The 19,596-nt window shown below is 34.3% G+C and carries 13 protein-coding genes; 6 read left to right on the top strand and 7 right to left on the bottom strand.

Features of this window, described 5'->3' with window-relative positions; all coding sequences use genetic code 11:
* Positions 1-47: 47 nt before the first annotated feature.
* The 6 genes from ACFFHF_RS14190 to ACFFHF_RS14165 all read right to left on the bottom strand — a co-directional run bounded on the left by ACFFHF_RS14190 (position 48) and on the right by ACFFHF_RS14165 (position 5,246).
* Positions 48-1,268 carry a site-specific integrase gene (locus ACFFHF_RS14190; protein WP_377058459.1) on the bottom strand — a complete coding sequence of 407 codons (1,221 nt, stop codon included), beginning with the start codon at positions 1,266-1,268 and terminating at the stop codon, positions 48-50.
* A 53-nt stretch (positions 1,269-1,321) separates the two neighbouring features.
* The gene (locus ACFFHF_RS14185) at positions 1,322-1,552 is read right to left on the bottom strand and encodes a helix-turn-helix domain-containing protein (protein ID WP_377058458.1); all 231 of its coding nucleotides are present in this window, start codon (positions 1,550-1,552) and stop codon (positions 1,322-1,324) included.
* A gap of 394 nt (positions 1,553-1,946) precedes the next feature.
* Positions 1,947-3,464, bottom strand: a complete 1,518-nt coding sequence (locus ACFFHF_RS14180) for a recombinase family protein (protein WP_377058457.1) — start codon at positions 3,462-3,464, stop codon at positions 1,947-1,949.
* The gene (locus tag ACFFHF_RS14175; RefSeq protein ID WP_377058456.1) at positions 3,461-4,843 is read right to left on the bottom strand and encodes a recombinase family protein; all 1,383 of its coding nucleotides are present in this window, start codon (positions 4,841-4,843) and stop codon (positions 3,461-3,463) included. The genes ACFFHF_RS14180 and ACFFHF_RS14175 overlap by 4 nt, the downstream gene beginning before the upstream one ends.
* Before the next feature lie 24 nt (positions 4,844-4,867).
* Positions 4,868-5,023, bottom strand: coding sequence for a hypothetical protein (locus ACFFHF_RS14170; RefSeq protein ID WP_377058455.1), 156 nt, complete (start codon positions 5,021-5,023; stop codon positions 4,868-4,870).
* A 61-nt stretch (positions 5,024-5,084) separates the two neighbouring features.
* Entirely contained in the window at positions 5,085-5,246 is a 162-nt protein-coding gene (locus ACFFHF_RS14165; protein ID WP_377058454.1) for a hypothetical protein, read from the bottom strand.
* 525 nt (positions 5,247-5,771) lie between these two features.
* Here ACFFHF_RS14165 and brxF point away from each other — a divergent pair.
* Genes brxF through ACFFHF_RS14135 form a run of 6 tightly spaced genes read left to right on the top strand, consistent with a single transcriptional unit; the run spans position 5,772 to position 18,588 of the window.
* Entirely contained in the window at positions 5,772-6,224 is a 453-nt protein-coding gene (brxF, locus tag ACFFHF_RS14160; protein ID WP_377058453.1) for a BREX-3 system P-loop-containing protein BrxF, read from the top strand.
* A 14-nt stretch (positions 6,225-6,238) separates the two neighbouring features.
* Positions 6,239-9,943 (top strand): DUF6079 family protein, encoded by a 3,705-nt coding sequence (locus tag ACFFHF_RS14155; RefSeq protein ID WP_377058452.1) that lies wholly within the window; start codon positions 6,239-6,241, stop codon positions 9,941-9,943.
* Between the two features lie 15 nt (positions 9,944-9,958).
* The gene (locus tag ACFFHF_RS14150) at positions 9,959-12,718 is read left to right on the top strand and encodes a DNA methyltransferase (protein ID WP_377058451.1); all 2,760 of its coding nucleotides are present in this window, start codon (positions 9,959-9,961) and stop codon (positions 12,716-12,718) included.
* Between the two features lie 19 nt (positions 12,719-12,737).
* Positions 12,738-14,636: a BREX-3 system phosphatase PglZ gene (gene pglZ / locus ACFFHF_RS14145; RefSeq protein WP_377058450.1), complete on the top strand. Its 1,899-nt coding sequence runs from the start codon at positions 12,738-12,740 to the stop codon at positions 14,634-14,636.
* A 15-nt stretch (positions 14,637-14,651) separates the two neighbouring features.
* Positions 14,652-15,377 (top strand): hypothetical protein, encoded by a 726-nt coding sequence (locus tag ACFFHF_RS14140; protein ID WP_377058449.1) that lies wholly within the window; start codon positions 14,652-14,654, stop codon positions 15,375-15,377.
* Between the two features lie 28 nt (positions 15,378-15,405).
* The gene (locus ACFFHF_RS14135) at positions 15,406-18,588 is read left to right on the top strand and encodes a helicase-related protein (protein ID WP_377058448.1); all 3,183 of its coding nucleotides are present in this window, start codon (positions 15,406-15,408) and stop codon (positions 18,586-18,588) included.
* A 291-nt stretch (positions 18,589-18,879) separates the two neighbouring features.
* Here the strand turns inward: ACFFHF_RS14135 and ACFFHF_RS14130 are convergent, their stop codons facing one another.
* On the bottom strand, positions 18,880-19,491 hold the full coding sequence (locus ACFFHF_RS14130; RefSeq protein WP_377058447.1) for a TOPRIM nucleotidyl transferase/hydrolase domain-containing protein: 612 nt from the start codon (positions 19,489-19,491) through the stop codon (positions 18,880-18,882).
* Positions 19,492-19,596 lie beyond the last annotated feature (105 nt).

Below are 19,596 nucleotides of genomic sequence, written 5' to 3'. Positions count from 1 at the left end.
ATATAAATTCTATGTACCTTGAAAGCAATCATTGCTTTCAAGTTTTTTTATTTTCTATGACTGCGAATTAAATCGCTAAATTTGTTAGAGGCATTTCTTCTCCTATGTTTTGTTACATGAAGATAAATCCTTCTAGTTGTCGAATCATCTTGATGTCCTAAACGGTCCATAATCTCGTCAATTTCCACTTCAGCCTGTGCAAGAAGAGAAGTGTGTGTATGGCGTAAGGAGTGTGGAGTAAGTTTGAGATTTAACACACCATGTTTCAACAATCTTGCCATTCTACTCTGGACAAATTTTATCAAAACAGGATAACCGGGATGACGATTGAAATTTGAGAAAATGAATCCCTTATTGTAATAACTGTCTCCTAGATGTAAAATCATCTCTTCCTGTTCTTTTTTATGTTTCTCAAGCAATTCAATAAGTTCAGGATCGACGGTAATGACTCGCTTTGATTTTTTTGTTTTTGGTCGAACTAAGGTGTAATTTACTGTGCTGCTTTTCGGATTGTAATACGTTTTGTTAATGCTGATGGTATGCTTTTCAAAATCAATATCACTCCATTTGAGAGCAACCAATTCTCCGACTCGTATACCTGTATAAGCTAATACATTGAAGATTACTTCATCCATAAATAGCCCTTTTTTTCCTGCAATATCTAGGAAGTGTAGAAGTTCGTCCGCTTCAAAAAACTTTGGAAGATCTTGAGGGTCTTCTTCGTCTTCGTTAATGATGTTGTCATCCTCCCGTAGAATATAAGCATTTATCGTCGGATTATCATTTAGCAACTTCTTATCAACAGCTTTCCCGAAAAGGAGTCTCCCAGTCGTATGAATACTTTCAATGGTACTTCTTGCAAAACCTTGCTCTTGTAAATCATCCAATACAGCCTGATACATTTCTTCAGTGATTTTTTTAAGTTTGATCTCTTTGAAGAATGATAGAAATTTATCAATGCTGTATTTTCTAATTCGGATAGTACCGGGTTTTGGAGCGGTAACTTTAATGTATTCCGCAAGCCATACATCAGCATATTCCTTGAAAAGCATATCGGTTTCGATATGAAATTTACCCTGTTTAATTTTCTCGATTAAAACGGCTGCTGCAGCTTCCGCATCCTCTCTGGTGTCAAAGTTATCTCTCCAGAGTTGCTTCCTTTTTCCAAGGTTAAAATATTTTCCTGCATCAATTACGAAGCTCCACTTTTTATCACAAGTACAAACCTCTCCACAAGTGCATCCTCGCTTAAAATAGCTACCTTTCATAATGATTTATAGCAACCTCTCTTTCAAATAGTTTTTAGATAATTTCTCTTGCTCTACGCATGTACCTGTTCTTGTTTTTTCAATGCGATCCAATGCTTAAAATCGGCCTTATCAACTCTTTTTGTGGCACCAATTTTAAAGTTTGGGATACCACCGTCTTTTACGTTCACATGGAATAACTCATACACTCGTCTTCTCGAAATTCCGAGAAACTCGGAAATATGCTGTGCGGTAAGAGTGTCGGGCAAGGACTCCCAAGTGGTATATTTTTTTGTGTTTTGCATTCTTATTAAAACCTCCATATTTAAAATTTTAGATTCAAATAAAAAACCGCAGAAGTACATAGCTGACTAATAATCGAGTGGCTATGTAACCTCTGCGGTTTTCGCTTGTTGTGGGTTACATTATTTGATTAGTTCTTACAAGATATATTGTATCCTCGTATTTTCATATTCGAAGACCTTTTCGTAAAAAATTATGAATTTTATTGCCGTTTAAATTTTCGGTTTTTTGACCATAAAGTAAATATATAGTTCGGTTTTTTAATCATCGAAGAATACTTCGATGGTCAGTTAGCCGAAAGGCTACTCCCAAAAAGCGTTGATATCAAGGGTTTTTGAGAGTAGAGAACTTTAAACGATGACATTTGAATTTTTTGCTGGGAAACAATTCGGTTTTTTACCCAGTCAAATTCTCTCTTTTGCCAATTTTTTCGGTTAGATGACCAGTGGTCGCTTCTAACGAAACAAAAGGAGAGAGACGGTAGCTGATCTGAATATTGTTATTTTTTTCGAAATCAATGATGACTTCATCAAAGTACATCAGGAAGAAGACACGCAACTCCGTATCTGTAAAATCGTAAAAGCTTGTTTGGATCATTTCTTTCATGAATACAGATAGAAACTCATCTTCTAGTAAACGATTGATTTCTTCTTGTGTTGCATTTACATAAGTGATTTCGTCTTGTAAGTGCTTTTGTGAAACGGTAAATGCTTCAGCTAACAGTTTATTGGTGGCTATATCAGCAGCCAGCATGTTCTGATTATAGAGCGATTTATCCAGAAGTTTTTTTAATTTATCTTTTGCCTTGTGAAGTTTGGTTGACCAGTTTTTAAGTTGTTCTTTAGCACTTGTTGCGAAGTTTGTAAGTTGAGCTATCCATTTCCGTTGTAAATCGTTTAAGACTACTTCGTGAACAGGAATAATTGATACAGATTTTTTGCACTCTGTACAACGATAAATCATATATTGGCCTTTTTTCCCTTTTGGAGAATTGTCTTTTGCTTTAAGTAGCGAATGGCATTTCTTGCATTTAATGATTCCACGAAGGTAATATGGCGTACTCATCGTACCGTATTGTGCTTTCAATTCGCTGATTTGATTGACCAAATGAACAAGGGTGCGACTTACAATCGGGTCATAAGACTGCTTGAGAATATCAATATCCGTGTCTGGCTTTGGTTTGCTGTTTTCATAGCTTGTTCGCACATTCCAAGCAATTCTACCTAAGTAGACACGGTTTGATAATACATAACCAATTGTGCTGCTATTCCAAGACTTAATGTTTTTAGTTGTTATTTTGCAGGTGTTTAGGTACTCCGCTATGACATTTTGTGAGTGTCCTAGACTTGCAAGATAAAAAATGAGTTCCACAATGGGCGCATCCTCATTTGGATATAAAATTCCGTCAATCATGTCGTAACCAACAGGTTCACGAGAGCCGGGTCGCTTATTTTTACCTACCAAATTAGCTTGAGCGTCCTTCGCTCGAATGGATTTAATTTCCGATTCCTCCGCAGCAAAGACTAGCTTAGCCTGAACAATGGGGTCGTTTGGATTCCACTCACCATCAGATTGAGTGCTATAGAACTTTACAAACGGATACTGTTCCTTAACAGGGAGGTAGACATCATTATAGAAGTCAGTGATACTTCGGGTAATTCTGGATTCTTCATAGAAACAGACCGCTTCTGCGCCATTTTCTTCAATATCTTCAAGAATTAATTGAATTCCTTCACGTTTGCTTACATTATTGTGAAAGGCACTTGTGGCTTTGTCTGTGGGCCATGATATAATCTCTAGATTTTCTCTTTCAGCCAAGAGTAGTATTTGGCTTTTCTGAATTTCCAAAGAATGATTACCATCTTGTTTTTTGTCTGAATAACGTCTATAGCTTGTTGACTTTGTTTTACTCATAAGGAAGTCGCTTCCTTTGCAAATGTTGATAGAAATAAATCAATACCAATATAGGTTTCGTGAACAATGACCTCGTGAACAAGCAATTCTATTAACCGTTGCATGTCTTGTTTAGTCAGGCTCAGTTCTTTCTGTGACAAAATGGTATTTAGACTTTTAATCTCGTTACTTAGTAATTGTAGAGCAACCAAATCTTGCCCTAACTTTTTGGACTTGTCCTTTAATAGTTGAATCCGATCCAAGAGTTTAGGAATGGCCGACTTGTCATTTTGACCAATTGTACATAATGCAAGTGAAGAATCCAGATATTCAGATGTGGCGATTTCCTTATCATGTTCCAATCGTTTCTTTGCCGTAGCAATATGTTTGGACATGATTTTATGGGCTAGTTGTGCTGAAATACACTGTAAATGATCGAGTACTGCTTGTTTAACTGGTGTGTTCAATTCCTCAACCGTAATCATCAACCTTTTATGGTTAACACTGCAAACAAAGTAACCTTCATCAAGAGCATTTTGCTGTCGATGTTTCATTTCTTTTCCGCATTTGCCGCACAATGGCATTGTTAAGAAAAGGTTGTTAACCTCATTCAGCTTTTCTTTATAGATAGCTAGAAAGGCATCAATCTGTGCCTTGGCTTCTAAATAAAGATCTATACTGATGATCGGTTCTACATGGGTCAGCGGTTGTAGACCATTCTTCGATTCGTAATGAGCAGCGTAAAATGCATTGGTTAAAATGCGCAGTAGTTTGTCTGGTTGGTTTAACCCCTTGCGACGTATCATCAGAAATTGAAAGAATTCCTCTTCGTCTTTCACCTTACTAAAATCAGTAAATAGTGAAACAATGGAATCACGCTTTTCTTCATTTACAACATAATACACCTGTTTATCTTCTTTCATACGTTTATAACCATAGATGCTGGAAGGATACTGCTTGCGAGCGTCACTAGTACGTGTTCGTATATTTTCGCCTTCCATTTGCCCAAACATTCCGTAAAACGCTTCTAGAGATAACTTGTTACGAAAAGGTGGTTCGTTACTCGCTGTATAAATCACTTCTACGTTATATTTAATAAAAATTCGGGTGATATCCACAAATTCATAAAAGTTCCGTGCCAAGCGATCTCGTTTATAAGCAATGACATTTTTAACTTTACCTTCTTGAATTAAGCGGAGTAGTTCCATTAATTTTGGTCGATCCTTCATTTTCAGCTTTGTTGCTGAAACGTCATGATCACATAGCTTAATAACATTGTCCTCATTTCCAGTTAGACCTTGTGATTCGAAGTATCGTTTTGCTGCAGAACGTTGTAACTCAAGACTTTGTGCAGCAGAGCTAACACGATCATATTCTGCAGTTAAATTGGTTTCCTGCATGTTTATTTTTCCTTTCTACATTTATTATTTTTTGCTAATTAGTAAAGCTCGAAGTTTATAATCATCCTTCGTAATATGGTCCAACAGTGCCTTCTCAACAAAGTGTTTGAACCATAGCTCTGAGTCTGAAGATAGTTGCTCCGAGTAACTGACTTTAATGACACGAAATTGTTCGGTCATGAGTTCCCCTCCCATCAAGTATTTGCTTTCCATCATTGACGCGAGGGGAATGATTTATACGTTACTTCTCTGAATCTTGCTTATTTGGTTCCAAATCTATATCAAGTGACAGCTGTATGCCATCATGAACCTTTTTATCTTTGACTACTGCATCCTTACGAGGCACAATCATCATTTTTGTTTCATATCCGGGTATTTGTAGCTTCTGTATGATTTTGTTCACGCTTTTGTTCCTGAAAGTGGATGAACATCTTTATGATAGATTTAGAGATTCCAAGTGTTTCGCAATGCTCTAAGCATGATTTCATCCAATCCGTATTTGGCTTCTTTTTCTTGTCCTCCACTGTGGGAGTCCTCCTTTCTGGTTAGTAATAATGTAAATGGCCACTTACGAAGAACATCTTAGCTTCGGTTTTGAACCATTTTAAGTCCTTTTGCATAAATTTTTTTAGATATTAAGATTTAATGTATTAATCGGGGAATTACCAAAAAGCTTTTTCGTATTAAGAACGGAAAAATAGTATAATGGATATGGAAATTATCATGGAAATAAACATAATTAATGGCGGGATATAGTTATGTGCTACTTCCTGTTTAGTAAAAAAGTAGCAGATAATGTTGATTATTGATGCTGAGTTAAATACGTAGTATTTTATTAAAAAGCAGCTAGGTATAATTAATAAAAGACAAGCTAAATTGGAAAGTTGGAAAGTGGATATTATCATACCACTATATAAAAGGAGTTATTATGAGCATTCAATTTATTGAACAGATTAACAACGCTATCTCAGATGTCTCCAACCGATATTACAAACAAATTTTTGTATACGATTATAGTGACGGTAAATCTGTAAAAAAATTTGCCGAAAAAAACTCATTACCCTATATAAATGTTAACATTGAAATATCTCAAATGCTCCAAGATATTCCAGTTAATCGCAGGTCTTTTCAAATTACTGTGGTATTCCAGCAACTGATAGATAAGTATCCTGATAATGTAATCTGTTTAGATTATTACGAATTACTTTTTGATAATTCGTTAGCAATTGATCCTATGATACTAATAAAAAATAATAGCAGATATAAAACGTTGATTATATCTTGGCGAGGGAAAATTATCGGGGATGCACTAATCCATGCTGAACCGGGTCATCCTGAGTATAAAAAATTCATTGTGCAAGATGCCATCATTATTAAGTAAAGGAGACAAATTTTATGCTATATCAAGATTTGCTACAATTTGAGCCAATTGAATCCATTATTAAATTAACAGAAGCCAATGTAGAAGAATATGCAAATAATCTATTAAAAACTTATGTAATTTCCGAACGTATGGCAGAGCAATTGAATGATTTAATTTTTGAGCAGTTACAGTTTAGCCATCCTATAGAGAATAAAGGGTTATTCATTGTTGGTAACTACGGAACAGGTAAATCTCATTTAATGAGTGTAATTTCAACAATTGCTGAACGTGTAAATGTGAGTCAATTTATTACTAATTCTTCTGTCGCTGAAAAGGCAAAGGAGATAGAAGGTAAATTTAAGGTCATCCGAATTGAATTTGGTGCTGTTAAAACACCATTGCGAGATATCTTAGTCCATGCTTTAGAAGATAATTTGGCCAAATGGGGTGTTGATTTCAGTTTTCCTCCAGTGGATCAAATCACTAATAACAAAGAAGCACTTGAAGAAATGATGGGACTATTCAATGAAAAGTATCCCGATCAAGGATTACTTTTAGTTATTGATGAATTACTAGACTATTTACGTGGCCGCCGTGAGCAGGAGCTTGCTTTAGATTTAGGATTCTTACGTGAAGTAGGAGAAATCTGCGGGAAAACTCGTTTTCGTTTTATTGCAGGGATTCAAGAGATGCTTTTTGGTAACGCGCGCTTTAATTATGTTTCCGATTCCCTAAAACGTATTAGTGAGCGTTTTGTTCAGGTAAGTATTGTTCGCGATGATATTGCGTATGTAGTTTCGCAACGACTGTTGAAGAAAACTGATGAACAAAAATCTTTAATCCGTGAGCATTTAAAAGGTTTTACTACACTTTATACACGACTAAACGAGGATTTAGAAACCTATGTCAATCTATTTCCTATCCACCCAGCATATTTGACAGCATTTGAAAGAGTAAATATAGCTGAAAAACGAGTAGCACTTCAAACTATCAGTAGTGAAATTAAAAAAATCATTCATGCGCCATTACCAGAAGGTTCACCCGGCTTAATTTCTTACGATAGCTATTGGACATACATCCAAGAAAATGCTACGAACCGTTCAGATGCAAATATCCGAGCAGTTATTGATAAACACAAAATATTAAAAGATCGTATTGAGAATGCGTTTCCGGCTAAAAAGAAATTGTACCAACCGATGGCTCTACGAATGATTAATGCATTAGCTGTGTATCGCCTTTCAACAGAAGATATACATGACAAGGTAGGTTTAACTGCAACAGAGCTACGGGACGATTTATTTTTACATCCGACTATTAGTATGGATTTTTTACTAGAAGAAGATGATGCGTCAGATTTCTTAAAAACAAGCATTGAAGCAGCCATGAAGACAATTCATGAAACCGTAAGTTATCAATATATCTCTACAAATGAGTCGAATGGTCAATACTATTTAGATTTAAAGAAAGATATTGATGTGGATAGTTTGATTCAAGCACAGGCTGAAACGATTGAAGACGATAAACTGGATCATTACTACTTCAGTTTATTACAAAAAGCAATGGAACTAGATGATAATACCCATGTATCTTATGTTAAAGTCTGGAGATATGATCTTGCTTGGGAAGTACATCACGTTATGCGTCCGGGTTATTTATTCTTTGGCGCACCAAATGAACGTGGAACTGCGCAGCCTGAACGTGATTTCTATATTTATATGTTACGACCTTATGATAAAGTAACATTTAAAAATGAGCATAAACCTGATGAAATATTCTTTGAATATAATCGTAGTAATGAAGATTTTGATAAGTATCTAAAACTTTATGCAGCGGCTCAAGACTTAGCAACTGATGCTTCTCCAGCAACGAAGAAACTTTACACAGCGAAGGTAGAAGAATATCAGAAGAAATTATTTAAATGGTTAATCGATAACTTTGATAGTACATTTGAAATCACCTACAAGGGAAAGAAATCTACTGTTGCTGATTTGCGCATGTATATTTTAAATAATCCTACGGTAAAGCAAATTGTTGATACAGCTGCTGAATTTTATTTAACGGATTGGTTCGAGCAAAAATATGAGGATTATCCTTCTTTTAGAAAAATTCAAGGGATTTTAACAAAAGATAATATGGAAACCTATGTCCAAAAAGCACTCCAATATATCAACGGTGCGGAATCAAAAATGGGTGCAGACATTTTAGATGGATTTGTATTGTTAGATAAATCAAATAGATTGACTATAAATAATTCAGGTTATGCTAAATGGATAATCGATTTATTAGAAGCAAAGGGTCATGGACAAGTAATAAATCATAGCGATTTAATTGAAACAAAACGTATTAAAGGTACACCAGATTTACAATTTACGAAGCAATATTCTTTAGAGCCAGAGTTATTCGTTGTGTTATTGGGCGCTATGATAAGTGCTGGCGCAATAGAAGTGACTATCGGAGGTAAGACTTATAATGCATTAAACTTACACGAATACGTTCAACGACCAATAAAGGAATTAACTCAATTTAGCCATATTAAGAAGCCTACTGGTTTGCCAATAACGGAAATCAATGCGCTGGCAGATTTATTTGAAGTGGTAATTCCAAATTATGAAGAAGATATGTTAAGTCGTGCTATTGGAAGTATTACAGAAAAAGCAAATAATAAAATTGCAGAGACATTATCTCTTTTACAACTTGTTAAAAAGGGAATTCCTACATGGGATGGTCAATTATTAAATAATGCAGAAATACAAGAGCAAACAAAACTCCTTGAGGATTTCAAAGAGTTTTGTGAAGGATTAAAACGATATAATACACCTGCTAAAATGCGTAATTTAAAATACGACCTAGCAACCATTGAAGTACAACAAGAAGCGCTCAAAACAATAGAAAATTTGCTCAAACTAGATAATCAACTAAAAAATATTTCTCAACTTGTAAACTACCTGCGTGTCGCGCAACCTAATATGGGGACTCATTCAGATTGGTCTAGAAATGTAGAAGATACACTCGATGAAATCCAATATGGTTTAAAGGAACAAAAGGATATTTCAAAAGAACTTGTAAAATTAAACAACTTAAAACAAGAGTATATCCAACTTTATATAGAGGCACACGATCAATCACGTTTGAATGCAAAAGAAAACCTACGTAAAACGGCACTCCTAAATGATGATCGCTTAAAATCATTAAAAGAACTAGCGAGCCGTATCTCCATTTTACCGAAAGAGCAAATTGTTAAATGGGAAAAGGCCTTGACTGAACTCAAGACATGCTATCACGTTTCTGAAGACAAATTACAACACACACAAATTTGTGGTGAGTGTAAATTCAGACCGACAGATATTACAGCAAATGAAAAAGTTGTTTTACAGAAACTTGAAGAAGAACTACCAGTTATTTATGAAAATTGGACGGAAACATTAATGACTAACTTAAATGATGCTTCTGTAAAAGAAAACATTTCATTGTTAAGCACAGAGCAACAACGATTGATTCAAGAATTTATCGATAATCAAGAATTTAACTTGCCAATTGATGTTCGATTGATCCAAGCAATTAACGATTTATTAAAGGGTATCGATAAAGTGGAGTTGAATTTATCAGATATAGAACAAATGATGGCAAATGGACATCCATTAACGGTAGAAGAATTACGTAAACGTTTTGAGGACATGCTGGCAAGTGCAGTTGGTACGTCTCCATCAAATCGTGTACGTGTAATGTTGAAAAAATAACAAGGAGAGATAGGCATGACAAATAATGAACAGCTCTCTTTTGAGGTAACTAAAGCAGACAACACACCAGTTGTCTGCCTTGGTATGACCTTTGAAAGTGAAGAAGCGCGTAGAGAATATTTTCGTGATGAACTACGGAAAAAATTACCTGAGTTAAAAAAAATTGAAGGTTTTCCTATTGGTGAGGATGAAGACATTATTGCTCTATCAGACCCTCCATATTATACGGCATGTCCGAACCCGTGGATTAATGACTTTATTGAGGAATGGGAGAAGGAAAAAGTAACTAAGTATGGACCTAACCTAGAAGAATATCATCGTGAGCCATTTGCTGCAGATGTTAGTGAAGGGAAAACCAGCCAAATTTACTTGGCTCATTCATATCATACAAAAGTACCGCATAAGGCAATAATGCGTTATTTATTGCATTATACAAATCCGGGAGACATAATTTTAGACGGATTTTCTGGTACTGGTATGACTGGGGTAGCTGCAGCACTTTGCAATAATAGAAATGAAGTAGTTAATTTAGAAATAAAGGAATCAGAAAAAAAGTTACTAGGAGAAAGGAAAGTTATTTTAAACGATTTATCTACTGCTGCTTCGTTTATCTCGAATGGTTATAACAATAATATTGATCCTGAAATATTCTTAAAAGTGTCTACTGATATATTAAAAAAAATTAACGATGAATTTGGATGGATGTTCGAAACCTATCACGAAAACAGTGAGAAACAAATAGGTAAAATTAACTACACAGTTTGGAGTGATGTATTTTCATGTCCAAACTGTAATAATGAAATTGTATTTTATAATGAAGGTTTTAATCAAGAAACTTTAAAAGTAAACGATGAATTTAATTGTCCATCATGTCAATTTAATCTAAATAAGAAGAAATTGGATAGAATATATGAATATCAATATGATGAATTACTGGATAAGAATTTTGAACAAATAAAAAAAGTACCTGTTATGATTAACTATACTTATAAAAAAAAGGTATATAATAAGTCACTAGATTCACATGATTTAGAAGTAATGAGAAAGATTGAAGAAATGCCTATTTCTTCTTGGGTGCCAACTTATAAAGTGCCTAAAGGAGAAAAAACTTCTGAACCATTAAAATATGGAATTACTCATATACATCATTTTTATTCTAAACGTGCATTGTTAATACTTGGGAAAATGTTTGAGCTTGTCCAAAATACAAATGAAAATTATAAACATTATCTACTGTATACTTTTGAACAAGCTGTTATGGGACTGTCCAAAATAGCTAGATATGTACCTACACATTTCTCACAAGTGAACCAATATTTAAGCGGTACTTTATATGTCGCATCATTAAGTGTAGATCCAACTATTGATTATATTTTAGTGAATAAAGTGAATCGATTATACAAATTGCTTAAAGAATATCAATTGAAGCAACACTCTATAATTTCAACACAATCATTAAGTAGTTTGAAAATTAGAGAGAATTCAGTGGATTATATCTTTACTGATCCGCCATTTGGTGCAAATTTAATGTATTCAGAATTGAATTTATTATGGGAATCATGGAAAAAGGTACTTACAAATAATCAGTCTGAAGCGATAATGAATAAAGTACAAGGTAAAAATCTTGTATCATATCAAGGTTTAATGGAAGAATGTTTTAAGGTATATTATCACGTCTTAAAACCCGGTAGATGGATTACTGTTGAATTTAGTAATTCAAAAGCAAGTGTTTGGAATTCTATTCAAGAAGCTTTACAAAGAGCTGGTTTTATTATTGCTAATGTTGCAGCATTGAATAAAAAACAGGGTAGTTTTAATGCAATTATGTCTACAACTGCTGTGAAACAAGATCTTGTAATATCTGCATTCAAACCTAAGATGGATAATTTTAAAGAAATTGTTAGAAACACAGTTTCTAACGAAGGTGTATGGACTTTTGTGAGTCAATATTTAGAAAACCTAGTTATATTTAATGCTACAAAAGGTGAAGCACAAGTTATTGCAGAACGTACACCACGTATTCTATTTGACCGTATGGTAGCTTATCACGTTCAAAATGGACTACCTGTTCCAATTTCCTCCGCTGAGTTCCAAGTCGGTGTTACTCAGCGTTTCCCTATGCGTGACGGTATGGCGTTTTTAGAGTCACAAGTAGCTGAATATGATAAGAAACGTACACTTGTTAAAGAATTTACTCAAATGAGTTTATTCGTTTCTGACGAAAATAGCTCTATTGAATGGATTCGTCAACAGCTGATGAAGAAACCACAAACTCGTCAGGATTTACATCCTCAGTTTATGAAGGAGATTCAGAATATTGCCAAGCATGAGCAGTTGCCTGAGTTAGATGATTTGCTTGCTCAAAACTTCTTGCGATATGAAGGAGAAGAGACAGTACCAGATCAAATTGCTAGTTATTTGCGCCGGAATTTTCATGATATGCGTGGATTAGAAAATACGGATAGTAGGCTAAAAGCAAAAGCAATGAATCGTTGGTATGTACCAGATCCAAATAAACAAGCTGACCTTGAGAAATTGCGTGAAAAAACATTGTTACGTGAATTTGATCATTATATAGAAGAGCTTGGAAACAGTAAGAAGAAATTAAAGCAATTCCGTACTGAAGCAATTCGTGCAGGATTTAAAAAGGCTTGGAGTGAAAAAAATTACGAGAAGATTGTCACAGTAGGTGACCGATTGCCTGAGCAAGTCATTCAAGAAGATGACAAACTATTAATGTACTATGACAATGCACAGGTACGATTAGATATGTAAGAAAAAGAAGGTGATTTGATTGAATTGGGCTGAAAAATTAGTAACTTTTTTTTCAAGTAAAGGTAACTTGTATATGGTTTCAGATGAGTATGGCTTATTCAAGCGGGATGTAGTGCTACAGGTATTTGCTCAGAAGGGAATAACTATCCATACTTATCGAGACTCAATTGTTTTTCGTTATCAATACGAGACATCTTTCCGACACGACGAACGTAAGAGCCGTCCAACTTGGATTGTAACGATTGCAACAAACCAATTCAATCAGTTGCCTTACGATATATTGTGTAATGCAATTCGAATTGCAATATCGTGGGAATCAATCTTCCCTTCTCTTGATCCTACTGTTGTTCAATACTGCCCAGATGAAGTACTTTCGTTATTATTTGATGCTTCAAGTAATCAATTGAAACAATTAAACTATTATGAATCAATCGATTTTATATTGACAAAGGTATACCAGCTAGACACCAGCATTTTTAGTAGTGAAAGTGACATTTTAAAAGCAGCTGTTCATTATTATTCAAAAAATAGCGAAGCCCTTCCTTCGCTATTTTTTCAACGACTAGAACAAAACATAAAAAAAGCACATCCATTGTTTTCAACAGAAATACTTACTGTTTTCCAATCAAGGGAGCTTTTAACCCATTTACTAAATAAACAGTGGCAAAGATATATTCATGACTTTTCAAAACGTTCTCATGAGCAAATTGTTGAGTCGAATACCAATTATGATTTTTCTTATTTTAATGACCCAATAGTACGTCAAACACTCCCAAATTATATTACGCCTATTCCAATATCTAATATGGTGAAATTTGAAAATTGGATGATGGCAGGTTTAGTAATGGAGAGTAAACCTTCTATTGATGTAAATATTATATTCAATCAAGACTTTACAAACTTTTCACGGCTCGAGTGGGGTAATTTAGCTAGTCAAATTGGGGAGATTCAGTACAACTATTTAAAGAATGGGAATTTACCTTCTACATGGAATACGCAAATACAAACTCTAAATGAACACTTTGAAAAATGGATGATAGAAGAATATGAAAATCTTCGTACATTACCTGTTGTTCCAAAGCCAAAGATGGTCCATCAAATTCCTCATTTTTTAGCAAGGAAAATAGATAACAAAATGGCTTTAATTGTGATGGACGGAATGAACTTTACTCAATGGAATATGATTAAACAGCATTTAGCTAGTGATGGATGGTTATTTGAAGAAGATGCTGTATTTTCTTGGATACCTAGCGTAACATCGGTTTCAAGACAAGCTATTTTTTCTGGTTTAGAGCCTAGACAATTTGCCGACACCATCTATTCAACTAGAAAAGAAAAAACTTACTGGCTTCAATTCTGGGAGCAAGCGGGTTTTACTAGGCAAAATGTTGCTTATGAAAATTCCCTTGGATTAGAAGAGTATAATCAGCTCTCACTTTCTTATATGCAATTCCCTTCTATTCGTATATATGGGGCTGTTATAGATGTTATTGATCAATTTATGCATGGTGCTGTACAAGGTAATCAAACAATGATATCTGAACTTTCGACTTGGCTATCTACAAACTATATAAATCATTTTTTAGCTGATTTAGTGGACCAAGAATATGATGTATATATTACTTCTGATCATGGTAATGTAGAATGCCTCGGAACAGGACGTATTCATGAAGGAGTACTAGTGAATTCAAAAGGCGAACGTACTCGTATCTATCAATCTGAAATTATTCGAAACCAAACACATCTTACGTATTCAGATTCAACAATTTCATGGAACCATTCAGGATTGCCAAAAGACTATAATATATTATTAGCTAAGGACAATTATGCTTTTGTACCAAAAGGTGATAAAATTGTTACTCATGGTGGCATTCATTTTGAGGAAGTGATTGTACCATTTGTAAAAGTTAAGCGTTAGAAAGTAGGGGCGAGTATGAAAGCAGTAGGGTTTGATCAAAAAATTCAGCTGGCTCATCTTGATTTAACAGCAAATTTATTACGGCAATATCCTTCAAAAGAGATGTACAGTTTACTAAATGTTGAGCTGATGAATTCTATTAAAGGTGATAAATCACGTAAGAATGCCATTACTATGCTAATGAAAACATGGAATCTAGTAAACCCTATTATTATGGATATCCGTGATGCATTACTTAATGAATATCCATATTTATCGTCAAAAGAAAAACTAATAACGAATTATTGCCTAACGTGCATTGCCTATCCATTCTTCAGAGAACAAATGTTTTACATTGGAAAACTGCTAAAAATGTCAAATGAAATACAGAGTAGATCTATTGTTAACGAGATGAAAAATCGATATGGAGATCGTCGTCGTGTAGAAGTTGCTGTTGGTGCAGTTTTTTCTTCTGCAAAAGATTGGCTACTTCTAACAATGCCAAAGCCCGGAGTATATCAAGCGAAAAAAATAGAAATTGTAATACAAAATCCTTTACTTAAAGCTTTAATGATTGAAGTATTAATGATGCACTATGAAGCAAATACAGTATCTACAGATATTGTAAATAATAGTGCAATCTTCTATCCATTCGATTACCATATACGTATAGGGGATTTAGACAAAGAACGTTATTCAATTATAAAAAATATTCGAGATACAATTATTGAACGAAATCCTAAAATCCCTTACTCCCTTTGAGTAAGGGATTTTTTTGGAGGAAATTGACATGAACATTGGAGATATTATTAGTGGACCATTTTTCCCAGAAGCCATTGAAGTAAAAAAAATTGAAACATTTGAAGAAGAGTATGTTTTACTTGAAGGTATTGGGCGGCAATCGAATAATTATTATGAACAGTTACTGACTACAACTGATTTAAATCAAGTGACAATATTAAGTACATCTACAGCAACTCACTTAACATTCACTGGCCAAGATGTACAGCAACGCCTTCTACACCTAGCTCTTGAAATAGAAGATAAGTATTCAAAAACACGTGCATTAGGAAATCAACAAGTCATACCACTACCTCATCAAATCGAAGCTGTATATAGCAGGATGTTACAAACGTCCAACATCCGTTACTTATTAGCAGACGATCCCGGTGCAGGTAAAACCATTATGTCGGGGATGTTGATTAAAGAATTAAAAGCACGTGAAAGTATCCAGCGAATATTAATTTTAGTTCCGCCATTAGTATTACGCCAATGGCAGGAAGAGATGTCTGAGAAATTTCAAGAAACATTTAAAATTATTAATCGTGCCATATTGAATGAATATGGTAGTTTAAATCCGTTTATCGAAAATGATTGTTGTCTAGCTTCGATCCATTGGACTACTCGTGATGATATTAAGGCGTTAATTCTAGAGGCACAGTTTGATTTGGTCATTGTTGATGAAGCTCATAAGATGGCAGCTTATTCTTATGGGAAAATCAAAAAGAAAACTTCTAAAACAAAGCTATATCATCTTGGGGAGAAATTATTAGCAAGAACAAATCACTGCTTACTGCTAACAGCAACACCACACAAAGGGGATGCTGAGAATTTCCGTTTACTAATGAAACTAATTGAACCAGATTTATTCCATCATGTTTCTGCAAGTGAAACTTTACGAGATAAAAGTAATCCATTTATCATTCGTCGCTTAAAAGAATCAATGGTAAATTTTGATGGAACACCGATCTTTCCTAAAAGAACAACAAAATCGATTCAATATGAATTAACAGAACCTGAACTAGATTTATATGAAGCTGTGACAGCTTATGTTCAGACACATTTTAACCGTGCAATTAATGCTGGTAATAATAGTACTGCTTTCGCTATGATGCTACTCCAACGCCGATTGAGTTCTTCAATCGAAGCTATCCATAAGTCACTTGTTCGTCGTTATAAGAAATTGTTAGCGATTCTAGAGACAACTGAAAATGAAAGAAAAAAGTTTACACAAAAACTCGAAAAACTGTATGAAAATAATCTTGAGGAAGAAGTAACAGAATCGCAGGACACTTTGGAGAGAAAATTAGAACTTGCTTTTGATTCGATTGATTTAGATGCGTTACAAGAAGAAATTAAAGAGTTGAAAAAGTTGCTTTCGAAAACAACTTCCCTTAAAAAGTATGGAATCGAGAGGAAATACTTGGAACTAGAGGAAACGCTATTTGGGGTAGACGGGCTTATTTATACAGGAGAGAAGATCTTAATTTTTACTGAATCTGTTGATACACTTAAATACTTGGAGGAAAAACTTTCGACAAGGGTTGAGCATATAGCAAAGATTATCGGTAGTTATTCGATGGACGAACGAAGAAAGCAAGTCGAGTTATTCCGTCATAATGCTCAAATTATGCTAGCAACAGATGCGGGTGGAGAATCTATAAACCTACAGTTTTGTAATCAGATGATTAACTATGATATCCCATGGAACCCTAATCGTTTAGAGCAGCGAATGGGGCGTATTCATCGTATTGGACAAAAAAATGAAGTATTCGTATTTAATCTTGTAGCAGCCAATACACGTGAAGGTTACGTTATGACTCGATTACTTGCTAAGTTAGAAACAATGAAAGAGGACTTAGGGAATGATTTAGTCTATAACTTTATGGGAGATTTACTTGAGGGAGATATCAATCTTGCGGATTTAATGAAAGAAGCCATTTTAACCCGTGAAAAATTAGATGAAGTAATCTCAAAAATGGATAAAGGCCTAAGTGAAGAACATAAAGAGCTATTACAAACAATGAACAAAATGCAATTTGATACGGATATTGTAGATATAAATGCAATGAAAAGCTCACAGTTCGATATCAAAATTAACCGAGTGCCAAATCGAATGTATGTAGAGCTTATGGATTATGCATTTGCAGAATCAAATGTAAAAGTATTCAGTAGTCAAGAAAATCGGGTTAAACGAATTGACCGATTTCCAAAACTTCTTCGTGATCAATTTGCCAAAGAAACTAGTTTAACTGATTCGTATCGTTATACAGGATTTGTTGAAGAATGTAATGAAGACGTTCAATATGTAACAAAATCCTATCCTTTATATTCTTTAGCAAAAAAAATTCTTCATAAAACAAACGATCAATTTGCATTCAAACGTTATTTATTTACGTATAATGTCCCAGAGCATTTAGAAGTTGATTTATATCGTTTAGTCTATAAAGATGGAACTGGAAAAGAATTGAAGAATCAATTGCTATTTATCGCAAAACGTGAGGATGGTTCTGTTATTGAATTAAACTTATATTGGTTGGCGCTTGAGAATTTCTCGGATTCTGTAACGGAATTACCATTCGTAGAACAACACATTTTGCAAAAACATATTTTACAATTAGCAATTGAAGAAAAGAACTTACTTGAGAAAAAGCGAACCAGCCAGTTAAATCGAATGCATGAGTACTTGGTGGAGACATTTCAGCAACAATATAATGAGGTATATGATCGTCTTTTACAATATCAATCTGATAATCTAGACAATAGAAATTCAGCACTCATCAATCAAATGAACGCGCAGCTAATAGATATTGAAGAACAGAAGAAAAAGCGTATAGATACTTTAAATAAGCAGCGAACAATTATTCTGCAGCCGCCTAAAAAAATAGCTCAGTTTGAATTAATTCCTAATGGATCATCCTATCGTGTTATAGCATCTGATTACTACAATTTAGTCGCGGCTCATGAGAAAGCAAATGGTCGTAAGCTAATAACAATGTTCGATAACTTAGGATTAGTTGATTTTTATAGTGAACGTTTCAATGGTGAAGAACGGTTTATCATCTTAACTGATAAGCCAGACTTTTTGATTAGCGAATCCCACCTAGAGGACTTGAATAATATTATCGACAAGACATATGTCTATGTAATACATGGAGAAAATATTGAGGAAATAAAACTGAACATATTATAATAATTAAAATTGTGAAGTACCAAATACACAGATTCATTTAGGTTGTATTATTTCTATGTTGAGACCATTTTTTTACAACAAATATAGAAACAAAACTGTTTAACAGTACTTGATAAAAGGGCTAATCCATAAAAGATAAAGCAGATGGGCTTTTCATCTGCTTTATCTTTATAAAGGTACTCGATTTATAAAACTCTAGCTTTGTATTGCTCGAATAGTTTTCAATTATCTACTAGTAAAGATTGTAATCTTATGTTTTCTTAAACTGCCTTAAATGCTTACAGAAAGAAATTAATGTGATGTAACAACTGATCTTTCATTAACTAGTGTTAGGAAGTCTAGAATCATTTCCGTAAATTCAAATTTCTCTTCTCCACTTTCCGTAAGATATCTTTCAGATTGTCTAATGTTTTCAAATGTCATCATTGGCCAAAAATGCTCTAATGCTTTTGTTTTACTTATTCGAGTGTGTTGGTTTATTGTTACTTTTGCATCCTCTGTGTCAGAGAAGTTGATACTTAGCCCATAGCTTGAGAAGCAATCATTGTGTAGGTAATTCTCTGGCTCTCGTTTACGTGTTAAGTATATCTTTATACCTTGTCGTTCTAATTCCTCTTTTGTCTCAGTATTCTTAATTGCTTCTGGAGTTCCTAAATCAGAGTCCAATAGAACACACCAAGGAATTTCAAATTGTTCAGCTAATTTTAAGGTTGACCATGCTTTTAAGTTACCACAGCCTCCTGTTGGTACTAATGCAAATCCTGCTTCTTTTAAAGTGCATGGTATGACTCCACCTTCTTTAAGCTTTTCACATAGGTGTCTTATAAAGACTACATCTCCTTGTCCTTCAAGAAGTAATAATGCTTTAGTGTTTAAAGTAATAGTGTTAATGACGTTCTCCAATGTCCAGAACTTGACGGTGTTGATTGTCCTAAAACTGACGGATTCACTGTCCAAAAATGAAAGGGAAGCAGTTCACATGCTTCCCTAATGATTTACAAATCAACT

The organism is Robertmurraya beringensis, from assembly GCF_042433785.1.
GTDB classification, from domain to species: domain Bacteria; phylum Bacillota; class Bacilli; order Bacillales; family Cytobacillaceae; genus Robertmurraya_A; species Robertmurraya_A beringensis.
The sequence above is the reverse complement of the archived record's forward strand: the minus strand, read 5'-3'. Positions and strand labels throughout refer to the sequence as shown.